Source organism: Selenomonas timonae (assembly GCF_014250475.1).
Taxonomy (GTDB): domain Bacteria; phylum Bacillota; class Negativicutes; order Selenomonadales; family Selenomonadaceae; genus Centipeda; species Centipeda timonae.
In genome coordinates this window covers 1-16,623 of sequence record NZ_CP060204.1, presented here as the reverse complement: position 1 = coordinate 16,623, position 16,623 = coordinate 1, and the positions used below count along the sequence as shown (strand labels likewise).

Here is a 16,623-nt window from a genome sequence, read left to right as displayed (position 1 = left end):
GCTTATGTCGGAGCGGTATGGAATTTCAAAGCGCCTGTATGATGGATCTGATGAAAAGTGAAGGAGAACTGAAAATGGCTGAAAAGAAGCGTGTACTCGTCGCCTGTGGTACGGGTATTGCAACGTCGACTGTTGTATGTAAGCGGGTTGAGGATCTGCTTAAGAATAACGGTATCGATGCAGAGGTGATCCAGTGCAAGATTGCTGAGATCGGCACTTACGAGGATCAGGCAGATGTGCTGGTAACTACGACGATTCCGTCCCGTGAGTATAAGATCCCGGTCGTGAAAGCAGTGAATTATCTTACTGGAATGCAGACGGAAAAGACAGATCAAGAGATTCTGGATGCATTCAAGTAAGAAAAGGACTGATTCTTTCGAGTGAATGGAGGAAAAAATTATGGTCCTGGAAGTCGTACAGTTTATTTTGGGGCTTGGTCCCACGGTTATGCTCCCGATCGTTATCACGATCATCGGCATGTGCTTTGGACAAGGGTTTCGCAAGGCCTTTCAGTCCGGCATAACCATTGGTGTCGGTTTCGTCGGCATCAACCTTGTTATTGGTCTCCTGACGTCTAATCTCGGTGATGCGACACATCAGATGGTCGAACGTTACGGTTTGGCACTGAACATCATCGACGTCGGCTGGCCTGCAGCTGCTGCAATGACATGGGCGTCGCCGATTGCTGCAATTATGATTCCAATCAGTATGTTGGTCAATATTGCGATGCTCATGACCAAGACAACAAATGTCGTGGACATTGATATTTGGAACTATTGGCACTTTGCAGCGGCTTCCGCTACAGTGCTTGTCCTTACGGGTGGGAACTGGATTCTTGCAATTATTGCCGGTATTGTCTATGAGATTGCCGTTCTGAAGATCGCGGACTGGACGGCACCAATGGTGCGTGACTACTTTGGCATGGAGGGGCTTTCCTTCCCGACTGGGTCTACCTGTGCGCAAGGTCTTATTGGTATCCCCATTGTCAAGGTAATCTCGAAGATTCCCGTCATCAAGGATCTCAAGGCGGATCCTGATACCATCCAGAAGCGCTTTGGCATCTTCGGTGAGCCTCTCATGATGGGGCTTATCCTTGGTCTTGCACTGGGTGTCCTCGCGGGGTATCCACTCGCAAAGATTCTCCAGATCGGCGTTATCATGGCTGGTGTCATGTTCCTTATGCCGCGTATGGTTAAGATTCTGATGGAGGGGCTTATCCCTGTTTCCGAATCTGTCAAGGCCTATCTGCAGAAGAGAGATTTTGGCAAGGATCGTGAGCTCACCATTGGTCTTGATGCTGCTGTTGCCGTTGGTCATCCTGCGGTTATCGCTACGGCTCTCGTACTCGTTCCGTGTACGCTTTTCCTTTCTGTCGTCATTCCTGGCAACAATGTTCTGCCGTTTGGTGACCTTGCGACTATTTGCTTCTACGTGGCCTTTATTGTAGGTGCCGCGCGCGGAAATATCGTTCACTCTGTGCTTGCCGGAATGATCGTTATGGGGCTTGCTCTGCTGATGGCAACGAATATTGCGGAATTCCATACCTCGATGGCGATTGATGCACAGTTCCAGATGCCGGCAAATACGACGATGATTTCCAGCTTGGATCTTGGTGGCAATTTCCTCAACTGGGCCGTTATCAAAGTGTTCCAGTTCTTCTGATATAGCCTTTATCTCTATGAAACCCCAAGCGTTCATGCCATGTGGCATTGGACGATTGGGGTTTCATCTTCAAAACCCGCACAACAGTGTGATTATAAAAACTTTTAAGGGGGTACTTACGGATGAAAGCAGGCGTTATCTATGCAACAGGGGATATTCGTTATGCGGATTTTCCGGATCCGTCCTGTGGGGCAGATGACATCATTGTCAAAGTGGCAGCATGTGGTATATGCGGGTCAGATTCTCCACGCATTCTGAGTGGTTGGAAATATCCACTGCCGGGGGTGCCGGGGCATGAGTTCTCTGGAACTGTTGTCGAGATTGGCAAGAACGTCAAGAATTTTAAGGCTGAGGATAAAGTGGCGGTACAGCCCTTTATACCTTGCTGTAGCTGTGATAATTGCCGCACGGGGTACGTTTCCATGTGCGATGGAGCACAGATGATTGGCGCTGATATGCCGGGCGGCTATGCAGAATACTGCCGCGTACCCGCGACGAATGCTGTCGTTCTTGGGGATGTAAACATAACGGAGGCAGCACTTTTGGAACCCTGTGCTGTCTCTCTTTACGGCGTCCTTGGCATTGAACCGGTTCTGGGTGATACGGTTGCCATTCTTGGATGCGGGACAATCGGACAGCTCGCCCTGAAGTGGTTCCGTATAGCAGGGGTGCGTCGCATCATTGCCGTGGATATCTCTCCCACAAAGCTGGCCGAGGCACGCGCTCTTGGTGCAGATGAGTGTGTTAACGGGCTGGAACAGGACACCGTGGAGGCGATTCTTGAGCTCACCCATGGCAAGGGCGTGGACATTGCCATGGAGACTGCGGGATCAAAGATTACACAGGAACAGTGCCTCCTAGTGGCAAAGAAACGCGGCAAGGTCGGTTTCCTGGGCATCGCACGGTCGGATATTCTTCTGCGTGAGAAGTCTTTTGAGAGTATTTTCCGCCACGAGCTCACACTGCGCGGATTCTGGAATTCCTATTCGGCACCTTTCCCCGGTCCTGCGTGGATGAAGAGCATTGAGGCGTTCCAAGATGGGACAATTGACTTTAAGCCCTTTATTTCACATAAATTCCCCCTCAGCAAGGTGACGGATGTCTTTGAAATGATTCAGGGACGCAAGGAAGAATACAATAAAATCCTGTTTGTGATGGATGAAGAAGGAGGAAAAGCATGAAGGCATTGGTCAAGGTCGCAAAGGGCGCAGGCAACTGGAATGTCATCGATAAGCCGGAGCCGGCTGTTGGTGAGGGACAGGTCAAGATCCGCGTGGAGTACATCGGCATCTGCGGCAGCGATCTCCATACGTTCGAAGGTCATTACAACGCGGACGCCGAGGGGCTGACGATCGGGCATGAGTTTGCGGGCGTGGTCGCCGAGGTCGGTGTGGGTGTCACGAATGTCAAGGTGGGCGATCGCGTGACCTCCGAGACGACGTTCAAAATCTGCGGTCACTGCCGCTACTGCAAGGCTGGGGAATACAATCTCTGCTCGAGCCGCAAAGGTCTTGGCACGCAGCAGGATGGTGCAATGGCGCAGTACGTCCTTGCGCGTGCAAAGAGTCTCCATATCCTGCCGGAGAACGTGACGACACGTCAGGCATCGATTACGGAAGCCGCAGCATGCGCCTACCACAGTGTCAATAAGGCGAAGTTTGACAAGGGTTCCATTGTGCTCGTCCTTGGTCCCGGACCCATCGGACTCCTCGTGGCACAGGTTGTTATGGCATATGGCGGTCGCGTGGTGATGACGGGGCTGACGCAGGATATGGGGCGCCTGACGATTGCAAAGGAGAAATTCGGCGTCGAGCATATCGTGGACGTGCAGAAGGAAGATGTGAAGGAACTGGTCGGAAAGCTGACCGAAGGCTATGGCGCGGATGTCTGCTATGACTGCACAGGCGCAGTTCCCTCCATGCAGCTCGGCATGGATCTCCTCAAGAAGGGCGGCCAGTATGTACAGGTCGGGCTTTTCGCAAAGAATGAGGTGACCGTCGATTTCTCCAAGATCATCCAGAAGGAGCTGACTGTCGTCGGCAGCCGCAGCCAGAACACGCATGACTGGGAGCCGACACTGAAGCTCATGAGCGAGCGTAAGATCGATGCGGACAAGATGATTACACATGAGGTCGGCATCGACGAGTGGGATAGGGCATACCATCTCCTCAAGGGCGGCGAAGCGACCAAGATTGTCATGCATCCGATCGGATGATAAGGCTATGGGGAGAACAGCAGATCTGTCCCATGGAGTTCCTGCCGTATCTGCATCCGTATCGTGCATGGACATGGGGCGTCTTACCGCAGTCATTGATGAGGTCAACGCCTCAGATGTTGCTTTCTGGCACTATGATGTTGTGGACGGCCGATTCAATCAATGCTTCATCCTCGGCGATCTGCTTTATCCCTATCTTCGTGAGAAGAGCAAACTGCCGATTGAGGTCCATCTTGCAGCAGAGGATCCCGAACACTATATCGACGTCTTTTCACGTTATGAGCTTGACTATGTCGCCGTACATGCCGAGGCGATGAAGCAGCCGGAGCGTATCTTCCAAAAGATACGGGCGATTGGTGCGCAGCCTGTCCTTGCCTATCGGGCGGAGACTGCACCAGGGGATGACTTTGTCGATCTCGCAAAGGAATGTGCGTGGGTGCTGAAGCTCACAGTCAATCCAGGATTTTCGGGGCAGCGCATCCAACCGCACGCATTGGAACACATTCGTACAATGAGTGAGCGGCTTGAAGATGTTGGGGTGGGAATCCCGATTCAGGCCGATGGAAATGTGAACGTACAGACGGTACGTACGCTGTATGAGGACGGAGCCGGTATCTTTACCGGCGGAACGTCGGGGCTGTTCTTAAAAGAGAGCAGCGTGCAGGAAAATATTGAGCGTCTACTTTACGCGGCGCTACATTAAAAAAGCAGGTGACATATGTAGTGACCCCGAAAAGTTAGACCTGAAAGCGTGGGAAAGCGATTTCCTGCGCTTTTTTCTATGCGGCGAGATGTTTGCGACGGAACTGAACAGGACTGAGCCAGCCGAGAGACTCCTTGATGCGACACTCATTGTAGTAGATGATATACTCTTCGATCGCCGTCTTGAGTTCCTCGTAGCTATGGTAGACGCGCCCATAGTAAATCTCTTGCTTTAAGAGTCCAAAGAAGTTCTCCATCACACTGTTGTCCAGACAGTTCCCCTTGCGTGACATGCTCTGAAAGATTCTCTCCTCCTTGAGCCGCTTCGTGTACGACTTCATCTGATATGCCCACCCCTGATCGGAGTGGAAGGTGCGCCGATAAGGACAATCTGCTGTCACACGAATTGCTTCCTCAAGTGCGGACTGAATCCCCATCGCAGACGGTGTCTTTCCAATGTGGAAGCTGACAATTTCGTTGTTAAACAGATCCATATACGGATCAAAATACAGCTTATGTACGACGGACTTTCCATCCTCGCCCTGCAGCCAGTACTTGAACTCACTCGTGTCCGTTGTAATCTTTTGATGCGGTATGGAAGTTTTGAATCTGCGGTTCAGGAGATTGTCTGCTACCGTTCCGACAGACCCCCTGTAGGAGCTGTACTTGCGTGTTCTGTGCGTAAAGGAATGCACTTGAAGTCTGAGCTTTTGTACAATCCGCTGCACTGCCTTACGATTGATCTTGTGCCCAAGATTGCGCATCTGTGCCCATAGGCGGCGATAGCCATAATCTTTGTGCTCCTCACGAATGGCAAGGATGATCTGCTCCCGCTCGTCCGGCACTTCCGGTTGCGTAAATTTCTTCTGCCAGTACATATAGGTCGCTTTCGGAAAACCTGTGACGGCAAGGATGTCTTTCAACTGAAACTCTCCTCGGAGGCTGCGGACGATCCTTGCCTTTTGCTCTGCATCTTTTCCTGCAGACGCAGCCTCCTGAGTTCTTTTAAATAGGCGACCTCGATGCGCAGTTTCAGATTCTCATCCTGCAGGGCTTTGAGTTGCTGCGCGGTCTCGTCTTGTGGGAGGTCTTTTGTTTGCTCTTTTTTCTTTCTTGGCATAGCGGGGGCTCTTCCTTTCGGTTTTGGTCTTAGGGCATCTACGCCGCCGTTGCGATATTCCTTTGTCCAACGCGCAAGGAGGGACGGATTGTTCAGACCAAACGCGATAGCTACCTCTTGATAGGATGCCTCTGTTGACAGATAACATTCTACCGCAGAACACTTAAATTCGAAAGTGTATGTTTGCTGTGCACGGGAGCGTCGGAGTCCATCGTCACCGAATGCCTGATAAGCCTTTACCCATTCCTCAATGGATTTGCGCGAAACATGATAGAGCTTCGATAGTGTTTCATAGCCTCCGTGTCCTGCAAGATATTCCTGCACAACCTTCAGCTTACACTCTGTACTGTATTTTGCCATTACAATACCCCCAAAAGTTAGATTCTCTAAGTCTAACTTTTGGGGGTCAGGTCAATAGGGTCACCTGCTTTTTTAATGGCTGCCAACGAATCATTTGGAAGGAATGAACTGACTTTTAGAGGGGGCGCTTGTGCGCTTCCCGCTCTGCATCATGGAGACATCTCTCGAAGTAATCTCCGAGGTTCTTTTCCAGTACGGCGACATCCTTTTCGTTCGATGAGGAGCCGGGATTGTCAGATAGGGTGGCGGCCCAGTCGTTTCGACCTTCCAACTTGAAGGATAGGAGAAAGACCGCCTTGGTCATGTCATGCTCTGCGGGCGGCAGATAATAGAATGTGATCTTGCGCCCGTATAGGTTGGAGAGGATTACTCCGTTTCCTTCCGGTTTATACATATCGTAGAGTTCCTTGCAGACCGCGACCATATCCGCACCCGATGCCCCGTCACTAACGAAGATAAAATCCCCCTCGTCAAAGAGCGAAAGCTCCACATTTCCTTGACGGCGTTTTACCTTCGATTGGATCAGAGCCGCAGACTCTTCCGCTGTGGCGGTGCAAAAGCCGTATTGTGCCGTCATGGAGCAGATCTGCGGGTTCAGATGGGCGGCATAGGCCTCAGCGTAGGCAAAGGCTGCGTTCGTATCTCGCTGGGCACCTGGGAGCGGGAGCGTCGGCCTACGGACGACGGCATTGCAGGAAAAGGTGAAATCATTCGCCTCGTCGTACAGGACGTATGTATTGCGCTGGAACGGTTTTTCTTTTTCAACTTGAGTTGTCACGGGGACAATATGAGGTTTGCAGACGGCGAAATCCGATGTCACGATGTCGATCACATCGTCGACTGTATATGGCGCGCTGCCTTCTGTTGTCAGCATGGAGGAACATCCGGAGAGGATTAAAGTCCCTAGAACGGCGAATGCGGCGCAGAGGAGGGATATATTTTTCATGATGCTTCTCTCTACAGAACGCTGACTTTATCCTTCGAGATCAGGCCGCAGCTCCGCCGCCGCACGCAGGTAGACGTGGTGGATCTCGCTCTGCGGCACATCTGTATTGACGAGCAGGAGGACGCGGATGCAGCGCGGGAGGCTGTCCTCGATCGCGCATTGGCGTGCGTCGAAGAGGGGCACGAGATCGAAGCCTGCAATGCGCCGCACACCTGCCGTGGGGAATGCCGCCGTCAGATCCTCGGTCACGCTGAAGATTGCCGCGCCGATGTCGTCGGCTGAGATGGCATTCGTGCGCAGAAGTTCAGTGATGAGTTCCTGCGCCGCCTGCCAGATTTCTTCCTTTTCATTGCGCCCGACCGTAATGGCGCCGCGTATACCGCGCATGCTCTACACTCCCTTATGAATGTTCCAGATGAGACGGATGCTCAGGATGAACGCGATGAGATAGCCGAGGATGCCAAGGATGGGAATGCCGCCGACCTGTGGCTGCATATCCGTTGTGCAGATGGTGCTCGAGGCAATGAGGAGCGCGGCGCACAGAAGGGCGATGATGAGCTTGTTGATCATCTTGTCGAGGCGTTGGACGGGCTCCTCCGAGCCTGTGAGGTCGATGTTCAACTTTGCCTGTCCGCTCATCGTCATCTTGAGCAGGTCGGCGAGCTGCTCGGGGATCTGGACGGACTTGCGCAGGAGCATGATGCCCTCCTGCCGCGCCTTCGTCAGACCCTCGCGCCACGTCATGCCCTGCACAATGCCGAGCGAAAGGCTGCGTGCAAAGATCTCGAGGAAGCTGACTTCGGGCGCACAGCGGCGCATGACAATCTCCACGGTCATAACCCCGCGCGCGAACATGGCGAGTCCGCTCGGACAGCCGATGTGGTGCATGCGCAGAATGCCGAGGATCTGATTCGTCAGCACGCCCATGTGCACATCGCTGAAATCGAGGGAGCCGTACTGCTCCATCATCACGTCGATGTCCTGATAGAGCTGTGCGTGGTTGATGCGTCCGCGCACAATGCCGAGCGCAAGGACGGCGGATTTCATCTCAAAGGTGTCGTGGGTCGCGAGCGCGAGAATTGCACGGCGCAGAGCCATGCGGTCGCGGTTGCTGAGGCGTCCCATCATGCCGAGGTCGAGCCAGACAATCGTGCCATTTCGGATGCGGATGTTGCCTGGGTGCGGGTCGCCGTGAAAGAAGCCGTCCTCGATGATCTGCTTTGCGTAGTTCTCGCCGAGGCGGCGGCCGATCTGCGTGACGTTGACGCCCGCCGCGTGGAGCGCGTCGGTCTGGTCGAGGGGGATGCCGTCAATGTACTCCATGACGAGGATGTACTGGGTGGAGAGGTCGCGCAGGACGCGTGGGCAGGAGATGAAAGGATTTTCGCGGTTCAGATGGGAGAACTCCTCGATATGTCCCGCCTCGATGAGGAAGTCCATCTCCTGCTTTGCGATGTTCCACATCTCATCCATCAGCGTGCGGAAGTCGACGACATCATCGCGGCTGACAAGGCGGATGATGGTTGCTGCACGCTTCATGAGCGTGAGATCCATGCGCATGATCTCGTGGATGCCGGGGCGCTGCACCTTGATGACGACATCCTCGCCCGAGGTGAGCGTCGCGCGGTGTGCCTGCGCGATGCTTGCAGAGCCGAGCGGTGTGCTGTCGATCGTGTGAAATACCTTGTTCCACTCGCGCTTGTACTCCTGCTCCACGATGGAGAGGATCACAGGGAAGGGGAGGGGGCGTGCGCCCGTCTGTAGCTTCATTAGCTCGTCGCAGTACTCTGTCGGCAGAAAGTCGGGACGCATGCTCATGATCTGCCCGAACTTCACAAAGGTGGGCCCCAGATCCTCGAAGATGGCGCGCAGCTTGGCCGGTGTCAGACCGTGTACGATGTCGTGGCGGCGCAGAACTGTGACCATCTCGCGCAGACGCAGCGCGGCGTTCTTGTTCTCCGTGCCCTGCAAGAGCGTACCTAGCATCCTCTCACCTCCTGCCTAAAAGCATGAACCGACATGCTCCACGCGAACGCTTAGTTACGCAAGTGATCGCGTGCTTATTCACCTAAATACCTGCGGACTTCTTAAACGCGCTTCGCTTGGACGAAAGAAATCCGCAGGGGGCGAAACGCCCGCTTTACTCACTTGCTCCACTAGGGTTCGCTTAGGAGCCATGTCGTCTCCCTTTTACTCCGCGGCCTTGTACTTCTCCGCAAGCTGCTGCTTCACCGTCTCGTTCGAGAGATACTCATCGTAGGTCGAGATGCGGTCGACAACGCCGACGGGCGTGATCTCGATGATGCGGTTCGCAACGGTCTGTGTGAACTCGTGGTCGCGCGAGGCGAAGAGAATCGTTCCGCCAAACGACATGAGTCCGTTGTTCAGCGCCGTGATGGACTCGAGGTCGAGATGGTCGGTCGGCTCGTCGAAGATGAGGACATTCGCGCCCGAGAGCATCATGCGCGAGAGCATACAGCGGACGCGCTCGCCGCCCGAGAGCACTTCGGCACGCTTCTGACTTTCTTCGCCCGAAAAGAGCATGCGCCCGAGGAAGCCGCGCACGAAGGTCTCGTCCGGATCCTTCGAGTACTGGCGCAGCCAGTCGACGAGGTTCAGCTTGACATCGTCGAAATAGGCGCTGTTATCTGCGGGCAGGTAGGTCTGCGTCGTCGTCACGCCCCATTTGAACGTGCCCTCGTCCGCCTCCTCCTCGCCCATGAGGATCTTGAACAGCATTGTCTTTGCCGCGCCGTTCGGACCGACAAAGGCGACCTTGTCGCCCTTTTTCAGCGTGAAGCTGACATTCTTAAAGAGCTGACGCCCATCCACTTCCTTTGAGAGTCCCTCAACCGTGAGCAGCTGATCGCCCGCCTCGCGGTCGGGCGTAAATGCGATGTATGGATAGCGGCGCGTCGAGGGCTTGATGTCGTCGAGCGTGATGCGCTCGAGGAGTTTCTTGCGCGAGGTCGCCTGACGCGACTTCGACGCGTTTGCCGAGAAGCGCTGAATGAAGGTCTGCAGCTCCTTGATCTTCTCCTCTTTCTTCTTGTTTGCGTCCTTTGCCATCTGCAGGGCGAGTTGGCTGGACTGATACCAGAAGTCGTAGTTACCCGCAAAGAGGGAGATCTTGCCGAAGTCCACGTCGCAGATGTAGGTGCAGACCTGATTGAGGAAGTGGCGGTCATGCGAGACGACGATGACTGTGTTCGGGAAGTCTGCGAGGAAGTTCTCGAGCCAGTTGATCGAGGAGACATCGAGATGGTTCGTCGGCTCGTCGAGGAGCAGGATGTCGGGCGAACCGAAGAGCGCCTGTGCGAGCAGGACGCGCACCTTCTCCGAGGGGGAAATTTCGTTCATCTTGAGCGTATGCTTTGCATCGGGTACGCCGAGTCCGTTGAGGAGCTGCGCCGCCTCCGTCTCCGCGTTCCAGCCGTCGAGCTCCGCGAACTCAGCTTCGAGTTCCGAGGCACGCATGCCGTCCTCGTCGGAGAAGTCCGGCTTTTCGTAGAGTGCATCTTTCTCGTCCATGATCTCGACGAGGCGCGGATGCCCCATGATGACCGTGCGCAGCACCTCCACCTCATCGTAGGCATAGTGATCCTGCTGCAGGACGGCAAGGCGCTCGCCCGGCGTGATGTCGACGATGCCGCCCGTCGGCTCAATGTCGCCCGAGAGGAGCTTGAGAAAGGTGGACTTGCCCGCGCCGTTTGCGCCGATGATGCCGTAGCAGTTGCCGGGGGTGAATTTCAGATTCACGTCCTTATAGAGGACGCGCTTGCCAAATTGCAGGCTCAGATTGTTGACGGTAATCATCTTTCCGTTCTCCTTCCCTACTTGCGCAGGATTGCGCGGAACATCGACAGGATGCTCTGACCGTACGAGTCGCCGGGGACTGCCCAGCGACCGTTCAGATCCTGCCAGTGACCGAGTGTGCTCGTGCCATAGACGTTTCGGACAAGGTTGTATCTGGGGTCGACCACAGGCTGTATGGGCTCGCGGGTCGACGCATAGGCGAGCAGATGTTGGATATGGGCGCGTACACCGATCTGCGAGGTGGCAAAGTATGCCCCCTTGACGGTTGCACTCGTCGTACCGAGTCCGCAGTAGTTGTTCTGGTCGGGCGTCACCGTGCCGCCGTAGCGGAAGAATCCCGTCTCCTTGAGCGCCTGTGCAAAGGCAACATCGGGCCGGATGCCCTCGCGTGCGCCTTCCTCGTAGTAGTAGGAGACGAGTTCATGCGGCGTGACTGAGATCGCGGGGTGGGGGTTCACACTGAGGAGATAGTTCACGCATTGTTCCTGACTTGCGAGCGGCGTGCCGATGATGGCGGTGTCGTACTCCGAGAGCGTCTGCGGGACACTGAAGAGCGGCTGCGGTTTCGCCGTTTCTGCTGTCACGGCGTTTGCCGGCTCCACTTCCTTGATGAGTGCATCAATGCGCATGCGGAAATCAGGTTTTTCCTCAGGCTCTGCACCGCGTTCCGTACGAATCTTTGTCGATGTATTCGGGTCGTGCACGCGGCGTGCCTCGCCGCTTGTCATCGTCAGAATGAAAAGCCCCGTGAGGGCTGCGGCAAGAGAGCCGCGCAGAAGAGTATCCTTTCGCAAATGATGAACCTCCCAATTTATTTTTTTGAGGCACGAAGCCCTCTACAGAATCCATTTGAGCAGGGCAAATACGGCGAAGAATGCCGTCAGTCCCCATGTTCCACGCGCGATTTTCTGGCTGCTCGCCGCCGTGAGCAGCGTCCAGAGAATAAGTGCGAGCGTCAGCCCCGTTGCTATATCATATGACGCGAGGAGGAATACGGCGATGACAGCGCCCTCGCTCAGACCGACATCCTCCGTACTGGGGAGCATCTGAACGCCGCGGGCGAGGAGCAGCAGACCTGTCGCCGCTAGCGCAATGGCGGGGACGGCGGGAAAATCCGCAAGTGCCTGCATCAGCGGCGCGCAGGGCAGGAGCACGAGCAGGAGCAGTGCGGAGAACAATGCGGTCATCGGCATGCCGACCCTGCAGTGTCCCTCGTCAACCTCGGATACGGCAAGCGAGATCGGCGCAATCGTCAGCGGGAATGCACCGATGAACGATGCAGCACCGTTCACTGCAAAGAGCCGTGTGAGCGGCTGTGTACTTTCCTCATGCGTTCGCACCGTCAGCACTGCCATCGCCTCGATCATGAGCGCGAGCAGCAGTGTCATGCCGAGCGTGATTGCCGCAAATGGCTCCTCCTGCGGGAGGGTCAGCGCAAATGCGGAAGAGAGTTCGGGCGCATAAAACGGCGCGGCAGGAATCTCCCAGAAGCCCTCTGCCCATGTGAGTACGCCAATCAGCAGCATGCCGATTGGCAGTGGCGCTCGCACGCCGCGTGCAGAGAGTACGAGGACGAGCAGAATGCCCGTCAGCGTAAAGTAGGTGAGCGGATCGCTGAGTGTGCCGCCCATCGTGAGCGCCCACGGCGACGGCAGAAGGATGCGTGCATAGAGCGCCGCCGTCACGAGCATTACGAGTCCAAGTCCTATGACAAGACCCGTGCGGATGATCGGGGGCACGGCGCGCATAAGTGCCGCAGCGTACTTCGTGCGTGTGAGCACTGCGCCGATAATGGCAACGACTGCGGCAATGCCGAGCAGCTCCTGCCATGCAAGCCCCTTCGCAATGATCTCCTCATAGACGAGCCATGCTATGATGGCGGGTGAGGGGAGTGCGATCAGCGTCCGTCCGCCGTATGAGGCTGCGCATGTTCCGACGACTGCGGCAAGGATGCTGACCGTATATGCCGCTGCGAACGGCATACCCGCGCGCGTGAGCAGCGATGCCGTCAGAACGATCATCAGCACGGCGACAGAGACGAGTACGAATGCAGAAGAGAGTGCTGTGAGCGCATTGTTTTTTTCAAATGTCATAGCACCCTCCCGCAGCGCACCAAAACATTTTTATTTTATCACAAAGAAGGAAATTTCTCAAATAGGAATGATTTCGTCCAGCGAAAAAAGACGCAAATTTCAGTACCGTCGGCTCGCATATGCTTCTCCAAAGGACAGGCCGTGTATTGCAATCTGCAGCTCAGCGATCGCATAGAGCGCCGCCTTGCCTGCGATGCGCACGCGGTCGCCCTGCACGCTGCAGTATAGCGTGCCGCCGCGCGCCGAGCATTGATATGCCGTCAGCCCTTCTTTGTCGAGTCTCTTCGCCCAGAAGGGCGCCGTATGACAGTTGCCGGATCCGCATACGGGATCTTCGGCGATGCCGAGCTTTGGGGCATAGCTGCGCAGAACGTAGTCTGCATCCTTGCCTTGTGCCGTTGTATGCAGGATCAGCCCTGGCAGATGGAGTGCCTTTTCGGCGTCGGGAACGAAGGCCTGAACATCATCCTCGGAGGGGAGAACGCAGAGCAGATCGCGCCCCATCCATGCCTCCATAGGACGGATTCCAAGTGCCTCCTCCATTTCGTTCGTCACCGGGACTTCATGTAATTCGTATGCAGGAAAATTCATTTCGTACAGATCGCTGTGCCTCTGCACCGTCAGATCGCCGCTCAGGGTATCGAATACAATCTGCGGCACATTCTGCTCATAGTAATTCAGCAGGACATATGCCGTCGCAAGTGTTGCATGCCCGCAGAGATCGATCTCCGTACTTGGCGTAAACCAGCGCAGACGATTGCGTGCACCCTCTTTTACGGTGAATGCCGTTTCAGAGAGATTATTCTCTGCCGCGATTTGGATCATCAGGTCATCGGGCAGCCATTGCTCCAAGACACAGACTGCGGCAGGATTTCCGTGAAAAATTCTGTCGGTAAAGGCATCCACAATGTATTGCTTCAACATACTTTGAGCGCCTCTCTATAGCATCCATATAGTATCATTCTAGCGAATGTCCATGCAATGTATTTTTCGCTGTACGGCATCCGCGTCAAAAGAAAAGCAGCCCGTCTCGGTCGACGAGCTGCTTTTCTTTTTATCATTTAGGAGCTACTTCTTTTCCCAGCAGCGATGTGAAGGTGCGTAGCTGTTGTAGAAGAAGTAACCGAGAATCATGAGCACGATGAAGGTGATATTCGTCTCAAGGGAGAGTGCCCAGATCAGATAGAGGCAGACGAGCATACCAATCGGTGCAAGTACGTAGAGCAGGGGGAAGGTGAATGTGCGCGGCAGGTCGGGGGAATGACGGCGGAGTGCAATCAGACCGACGAAGACGATGAAGAATGCCGCGAGCACCCCCGTATTTGCGAGCTCGACGATGTAGAGCATCGGGACGCAGCCTGCAATGAATGCGATGAGCACGGAGCCGACGAGTGTGATGAAGTAGGGCGTGCCGTATTTCGGATGGATATTCGCCATCGACTTGGGCAAGAAGCCGTCACGCGACATTGCGAAGAAGACGCGCGCTTGACCGAAGATGTAAACGATTAGCGTTGTAATCATACCGAAGAGGATACCGACCGTAACGAGGTTTGCCAGCCCCGTGTAGCCGATGAGGCGGAGGCAGTAGGCAACTGGGTCTGCACGGTCAAGATCCGTGTAGTTGATCGTGCCCGTGAGGACGAATGCCACGACAGAGTAAATGCAGAGGCAGACGAAGACCGAGGCGATGATGCCGATCGGGAGACTCTTCTCCGGCGTCTTGCACTCCTCGGCGGAGGTTGCAACCGTATCGAAGCCCATGAAGGAGAAGAACACGACCGCTGCGCCCGTCATGATGCCGGCTGCGCCGAACGGGAGGAACGGATCCATATTCTTCGCGAGATCCATGTGGGGCGAGGTGACAATGACGAATGCGACAATCGCGCACAGTGTGAGCGAGATGAGAATCGTGTTGAGACGCGAGCTCTCCTTCGTGCCGTGCGCGAGGATGAAGCCGATGAGGAGTGTGATGACGACGGCGGGGAGGTTGATGATACCGCCCTCTGGTGCCGTTGTGAGCCATGCCTTCGGTATCTCCATCCCTAGGGACGCCATCATACCTGAGAAGTACGCGGAGAAACCGACGGCGACCGCACTCGCGGTGACGATGTATCCGATGATGAGCGACCAGCCGCAGAGGAACGCCATGCCCTCACCGAGGGAGGCGAAGGTATAGGCATATGCACTGCCCGCAGCGGGGATGAGAGATGCGAGCTCGGCGTAAGCAAGTCCCACGAGCATACAGAGGAGACCTGCGGCAACGAAGGATAATACGATACCGGGACCTGCGTAACGCGCGGCACCGATACCGGTCAGAACGAACACGCCCGAGCCGATGATGCCGCCGATGCCAAGGAAGGTAAGATCAACGGTGCTCAGCGTGCGGTGCATGCCGCTGCTTTCTCGCTGTGCACTGAAGTCCTCCAGTGTCTTCTTCTTGAAAAACATACAAAAACCTCCAAGCCTTTCTTTTCAGTTTTTTTAAGAGAAAGGGGCTGTTTCACGGCGCATATGAAAGCATATGGGAGTGAAGCAGCCCCTCAGCAGTCAGAGTGGAGAATTACTTCAGGAACTCATCGATGGACTTGAACGGAATGTTCAGAGCCTTAGCGACCGCCTCGTTGGTGAGGTGACCGTCGATGGTGTTGAGACCGTACTTGAGGCCGGGAACCTGCTGGAGCGCAGCCTTCCAGCCCTTGGTCGCGATGTCAACCGCATAGGAAATCGTCGCGTTCGTGATGCCGAGCGTGGACGTACGGGAAACAGCGCCCGGGATGTTTGCAACGGAGTAGTGAACAACGCCGTGCTTCTCGAACGTCGGGTTCTCATGCGTCGTGCAGTGATCGCAGGTCTCGATGGAACCGCCCTGGTCGATTGCAACGTCGACAACAACGGAGCCCTTCTTCATGGTCTTGATCATTTCCTCGGTGACGAGGATCGGGGTACGAGCGCCCGGGATGAGAACGGAGCCGACGAGGAGGTCTGCCTCTTTGACCCACTTAGCGATGTTGTAGCTCGAGGAGTACTCGGTGACGATGCGGCCGCCGAAGATGTCATCGAGCTCACGGAGACGCTCGATCGAGAGATCGATAACCGTGACGCGTGCGCCGAGACCGACAGCAATCTTAGCAGCGTTCGTACCGACGTTGCCGCCGCCGATGATGACGACCTGGCCTGCAGAGACACCTGCGATACCGCCGAGGAGGACGCCGCTGCCGCCGTAACGGCTCTCAAGGAACTGTGCACCGATCTGGACGGACATACGGCCTGCGATTTCGCTCATGGGAGCGAGGAGGGGGAGACCGCGGCCATTCTTGCCGATAACCGTCTCATAGGCAATGCCGACAACCTTCTTCTTGAGGAGAGCCTGTGTAAGTTCGGGCTCAGCTGCGAGATGGAGGTAGGTGAAGAGGATCTGACCCTCATGGAAGAGGTCATACTCGGATTCGAGAGGCTCTTTTACCTTAACAATCATTTCAGAACGATCAAACAGAGCCTTCTTGTCCGAGATGATCTCAGCACCGACAGCCTTGTAATCGGCATCCGTGAAGCCGCTGCCAACGCCGGCACCCTCTTCGATCAGGACCGTGTGACCAGCACGGCGCATCGCCTCGACACCCGAAGGGGTCATACCGACGCGGAACTCATTGTTCTTGATTTCCTTCGAAACGCCAACAATCATGTTTTTTCCTCCTACTACAGATAGATA

The 16,623-nt window shown here is 55.3% G+C and carries 15 protein-coding genes; 5 read left to right on the top strand and 10 right to left on the bottom strand.

The features are described 5' to 3' along the window. Nucleotides 1-74: 74 nt before the first annotated feature. The 5 genes from H1B31_RS00075 to H1B31_RS00055 all read left to right on the top strand — a co-directional run bounded on the left by H1B31_RS00075 (nucleotide 75) and on the right by H1B31_RS00055 (nucleotide 4,580). Nucleotides 75-359 (top strand): PTS sugar transporter subunit IIB, encoded by a 285-nt coding sequence (locus tag H1B31_RS00075; RefSeq protein ID WP_185980403.1) that lies wholly within the window; start codon nucleotides 75-77, stop codon nucleotides 357-359. Between the two features lie 40 nt (nucleotides 360-399). After that, nucleotides 400-1,662 (top strand): PTS galactitol transporter subunit IIC, encoded by a 1,263-nt coding sequence (locus tag H1B31_RS00070; protein ID WP_185980402.1) that lies wholly within the window; start codon nucleotides 400-402, stop codon nucleotides 1,660-1,662. Between the two features lie 122 nt (nucleotides 1,663-1,784). Next, nucleotides 1,785-2,843 (top strand): galactitol-1-phosphate 5-dehydrogenase, encoded by a 1,059-nt coding sequence (locus H1B31_RS00065; protein WP_185980401.1) that lies wholly within the window; start codon nucleotides 1,785-1,787, stop codon nucleotides 2,841-2,843. Next, nucleotides 2,840-3,877 (top strand): zinc-binding dehydrogenase, encoded by a 1,038-nt coding sequence (locus tag H1B31_RS00060; RefSeq protein ID WP_185980400.1) that lies wholly within the window; start codon nucleotides 2,840-2,842, stop codon nucleotides 3,875-3,877. The genes H1B31_RS00065 and H1B31_RS00060 overlap by 4 nt, the downstream gene beginning before the upstream one ends. Before the next feature lie 7 nt (nucleotides 3,878-3,884). Next, the gene (locus H1B31_RS00055) at nucleotides 3,885-4,580 is read left to right on the top strand and encodes a ribulose-phosphate 3-epimerase (RefSeq protein ID WP_185980399.1); all 696 of its coding nucleotides are present in this window, start codon (nucleotides 3,885-3,887) and stop codon (nucleotides 4,578-4,580) included. Between the two features lie 76 nt (nucleotides 4,581-4,656). Here the strand turns inward: H1B31_RS00055 and H1B31_RS00050 are convergent. The 10 genes from H1B31_RS00050 to ald all read right to left on the bottom strand — a co-directional run bounded on the left by H1B31_RS00050 (nucleotide 4,657) and on the right by ald (nucleotide 16,596). Continuing rightward, a protein-coding gene (locus H1B31_RS00050; protein WP_404828656.1) for an IS3 family transposase occupies nucleotides 4,657-6,059 on the bottom strand; the annotation gives its coding sequence in 2 pieces (ribosomal slippage) (nucleotides 4,657-5,588 and nucleotides 5,588-6,059; 1,404 coding nt in all). 115 nt (nucleotides 6,060-6,174) lie between these two features. Beyond that, a complete protein-coding gene (locus H1B31_RS00045) occupies nucleotides 6,175-6,933 on the bottom strand; it encodes a hypothetical protein (RefSeq protein ID WP_226372111.1) in 759 nt (252 codons plus the stop codon). Nucleotides 6,934-7,032: 99 nt separating this feature from the next. Continuing rightward, nucleotides 7,033-7,392, bottom strand: coding sequence for a chorismate mutase (gene aroH / locus H1B31_RS00040; RefSeq protein ID WP_009440343.1), 360 nt, complete (start codon nucleotides 7,390-7,392; stop codon nucleotides 7,033-7,035). A gap of 3 nt (nucleotides 7,393-7,395) precedes the next feature. Further along, a complete protein-coding gene (locus H1B31_RS00035) occupies nucleotides 7,396-8,991 on the bottom strand; it encodes an ABC1 kinase family protein (protein ID WP_185980397.1) in 1,596 nt (531 codons plus the stop codon). Between the two features lie 204 nt (nucleotides 8,992-9,195). Then, complete coding sequence (locus H1B31_RS00030; RefSeq protein ID WP_185980396.1) at nucleotides 9,196-10,821, bottom strand: ABC-F family ATP-binding cassette domain-containing protein; 1,626 nt, start codon at nucleotides 10,819-10,821, stop codon at nucleotides 9,196-9,198. 17 nt (nucleotides 10,822-10,838) lie between these two features. Beyond that, nucleotides 10,839-11,615: a glucosaminidase domain-containing protein gene (locus H1B31_RS00025; protein ID WP_185980395.1), complete on the bottom strand. Its 777-nt coding sequence runs from the start codon at nucleotides 11,613-11,615 to the stop codon at nucleotides 10,839-10,841. 42 nt (nucleotides 11,616-11,657) lie between these two features. After that, nucleotides 11,658-12,914, bottom strand: coding sequence for a nitrate reductase (locus tag H1B31_RS00020; RefSeq protein ID WP_185980394.1), 1,257 nt, complete (start codon nucleotides 12,912-12,914; stop codon nucleotides 11,658-11,660). Nucleotides 12,915-13,013: 99 nt separating this feature from the next. Then, nucleotides 13,014-13,838, bottom strand: a complete 825-nt coding sequence (locus tag H1B31_RS00015) for a PhzF family phenazine biosynthesis protein (protein ID WP_185980393.1) — start codon at nucleotides 13,836-13,838, stop codon at nucleotides 13,014-13,016. 144 nt (nucleotides 13,839-13,982) lie between these two features. Next, nucleotides 13,983-15,362 carry an amino acid permease gene (locus H1B31_RS00010; RefSeq protein WP_185980392.1) on the bottom strand — a complete coding sequence of 460 codons (1,380 nt, stop codon included), beginning with the start codon at nucleotides 15,360-15,362 and terminating at the stop codon, nucleotides 13,983-13,985. Between the two features lie 112 nt (nucleotides 15,363-15,474). Beyond that, entirely contained in the window at nucleotides 15,475-16,596 is a 1,122-nt protein-coding gene (gene ald, locus H1B31_RS00005) for an alanine dehydrogenase (RefSeq protein WP_185980391.1), read from the bottom strand. Nucleotides 16,597-16,623: the final 27 nt, after the last annotated feature.

Coding starts and splice junctions, on each gene's coding strand:
- H1B31_RS00075 (WP_185980403.1), top strand. CDS start 75: ATGGCTGAAAAGAAGCGTGTACTCGTCGCCTGTGGTACGGGTATTGCA.
- H1B31_RS00070 (WP_185980402.1), top strand. CDS start 400: ATGGTCCTGGAAGTCGTACAGTTTATTTTGGGGCTTGGTCCCACGGTT.
- H1B31_RS00065 (WP_185980401.1), top strand. CDS start 1,785: ATGAAAGCAGGCGTTATCTATGCAACAGGGGATATTCGTTATGCGGAT.
- H1B31_RS00060 (WP_185980400.1), top strand. CDS start 2,840: ATGAAGGCATTGGTCAAGGTCGCAAAGGGCGCAGGCAACTGGAATGTC.
- H1B31_RS00055 (WP_185980399.1), top strand. CDS start 3,885: ATGGGGAGAACAGCAGATCTGTCCCATGGAGTTCCTGCCGTATCTGCA.
- H1B31_RS00045 (WP_226372111.1), bottom strand. CDS start 6,933: ATGCTGACAACAGAAGGCAGCGCGCCATATACAGTCGACGATGTGATC.
- aroH (WP_009440343.1), bottom strand. CDS start 7,392: ATGCGCGGTATACGCGGCGCCATTACGGTCGGGCGCAATGAAAAGGAA.
- H1B31_RS00035 (WP_185980397.1), bottom strand. CDS start 8,991: ATGCTAGGTACGCTCTTGCAGGGCACGGAGAACAAGAACGCCGCGCTG.
- H1B31_RS00030 (WP_185980396.1), bottom strand. CDS start 10,821: ATGATTACCGTCAACAATCTGAGCCTGCAATTTGGCAAGCGCGTCCTC.
- H1B31_RS00020 (WP_185980394.1), bottom strand. CDS start 12,914: ATGACATTTGAAAAAAACAATGCGCTCACAGCACTCTCTTCTGCATTC.
- H1B31_RS00015 (WP_185980393.1), bottom strand. CDS start 13,838: ATGTTGAAGCAATACATTGTGGATGCCTTTACCGACAGAATTTTTCAC.
- H1B31_RS00010 (WP_185980392.1), bottom strand. CDS start 15,362: ATGTTTTTCAAGAAGAAGACACTGGAGGACTTCAGTGCACAGCGAGAA.
- ald (WP_185980391.1), bottom strand. CDS start 16,596: ATGATTGTTGGCGTTTCGAAGGAAATCAAGAACAATGAGTTCCGCGTC.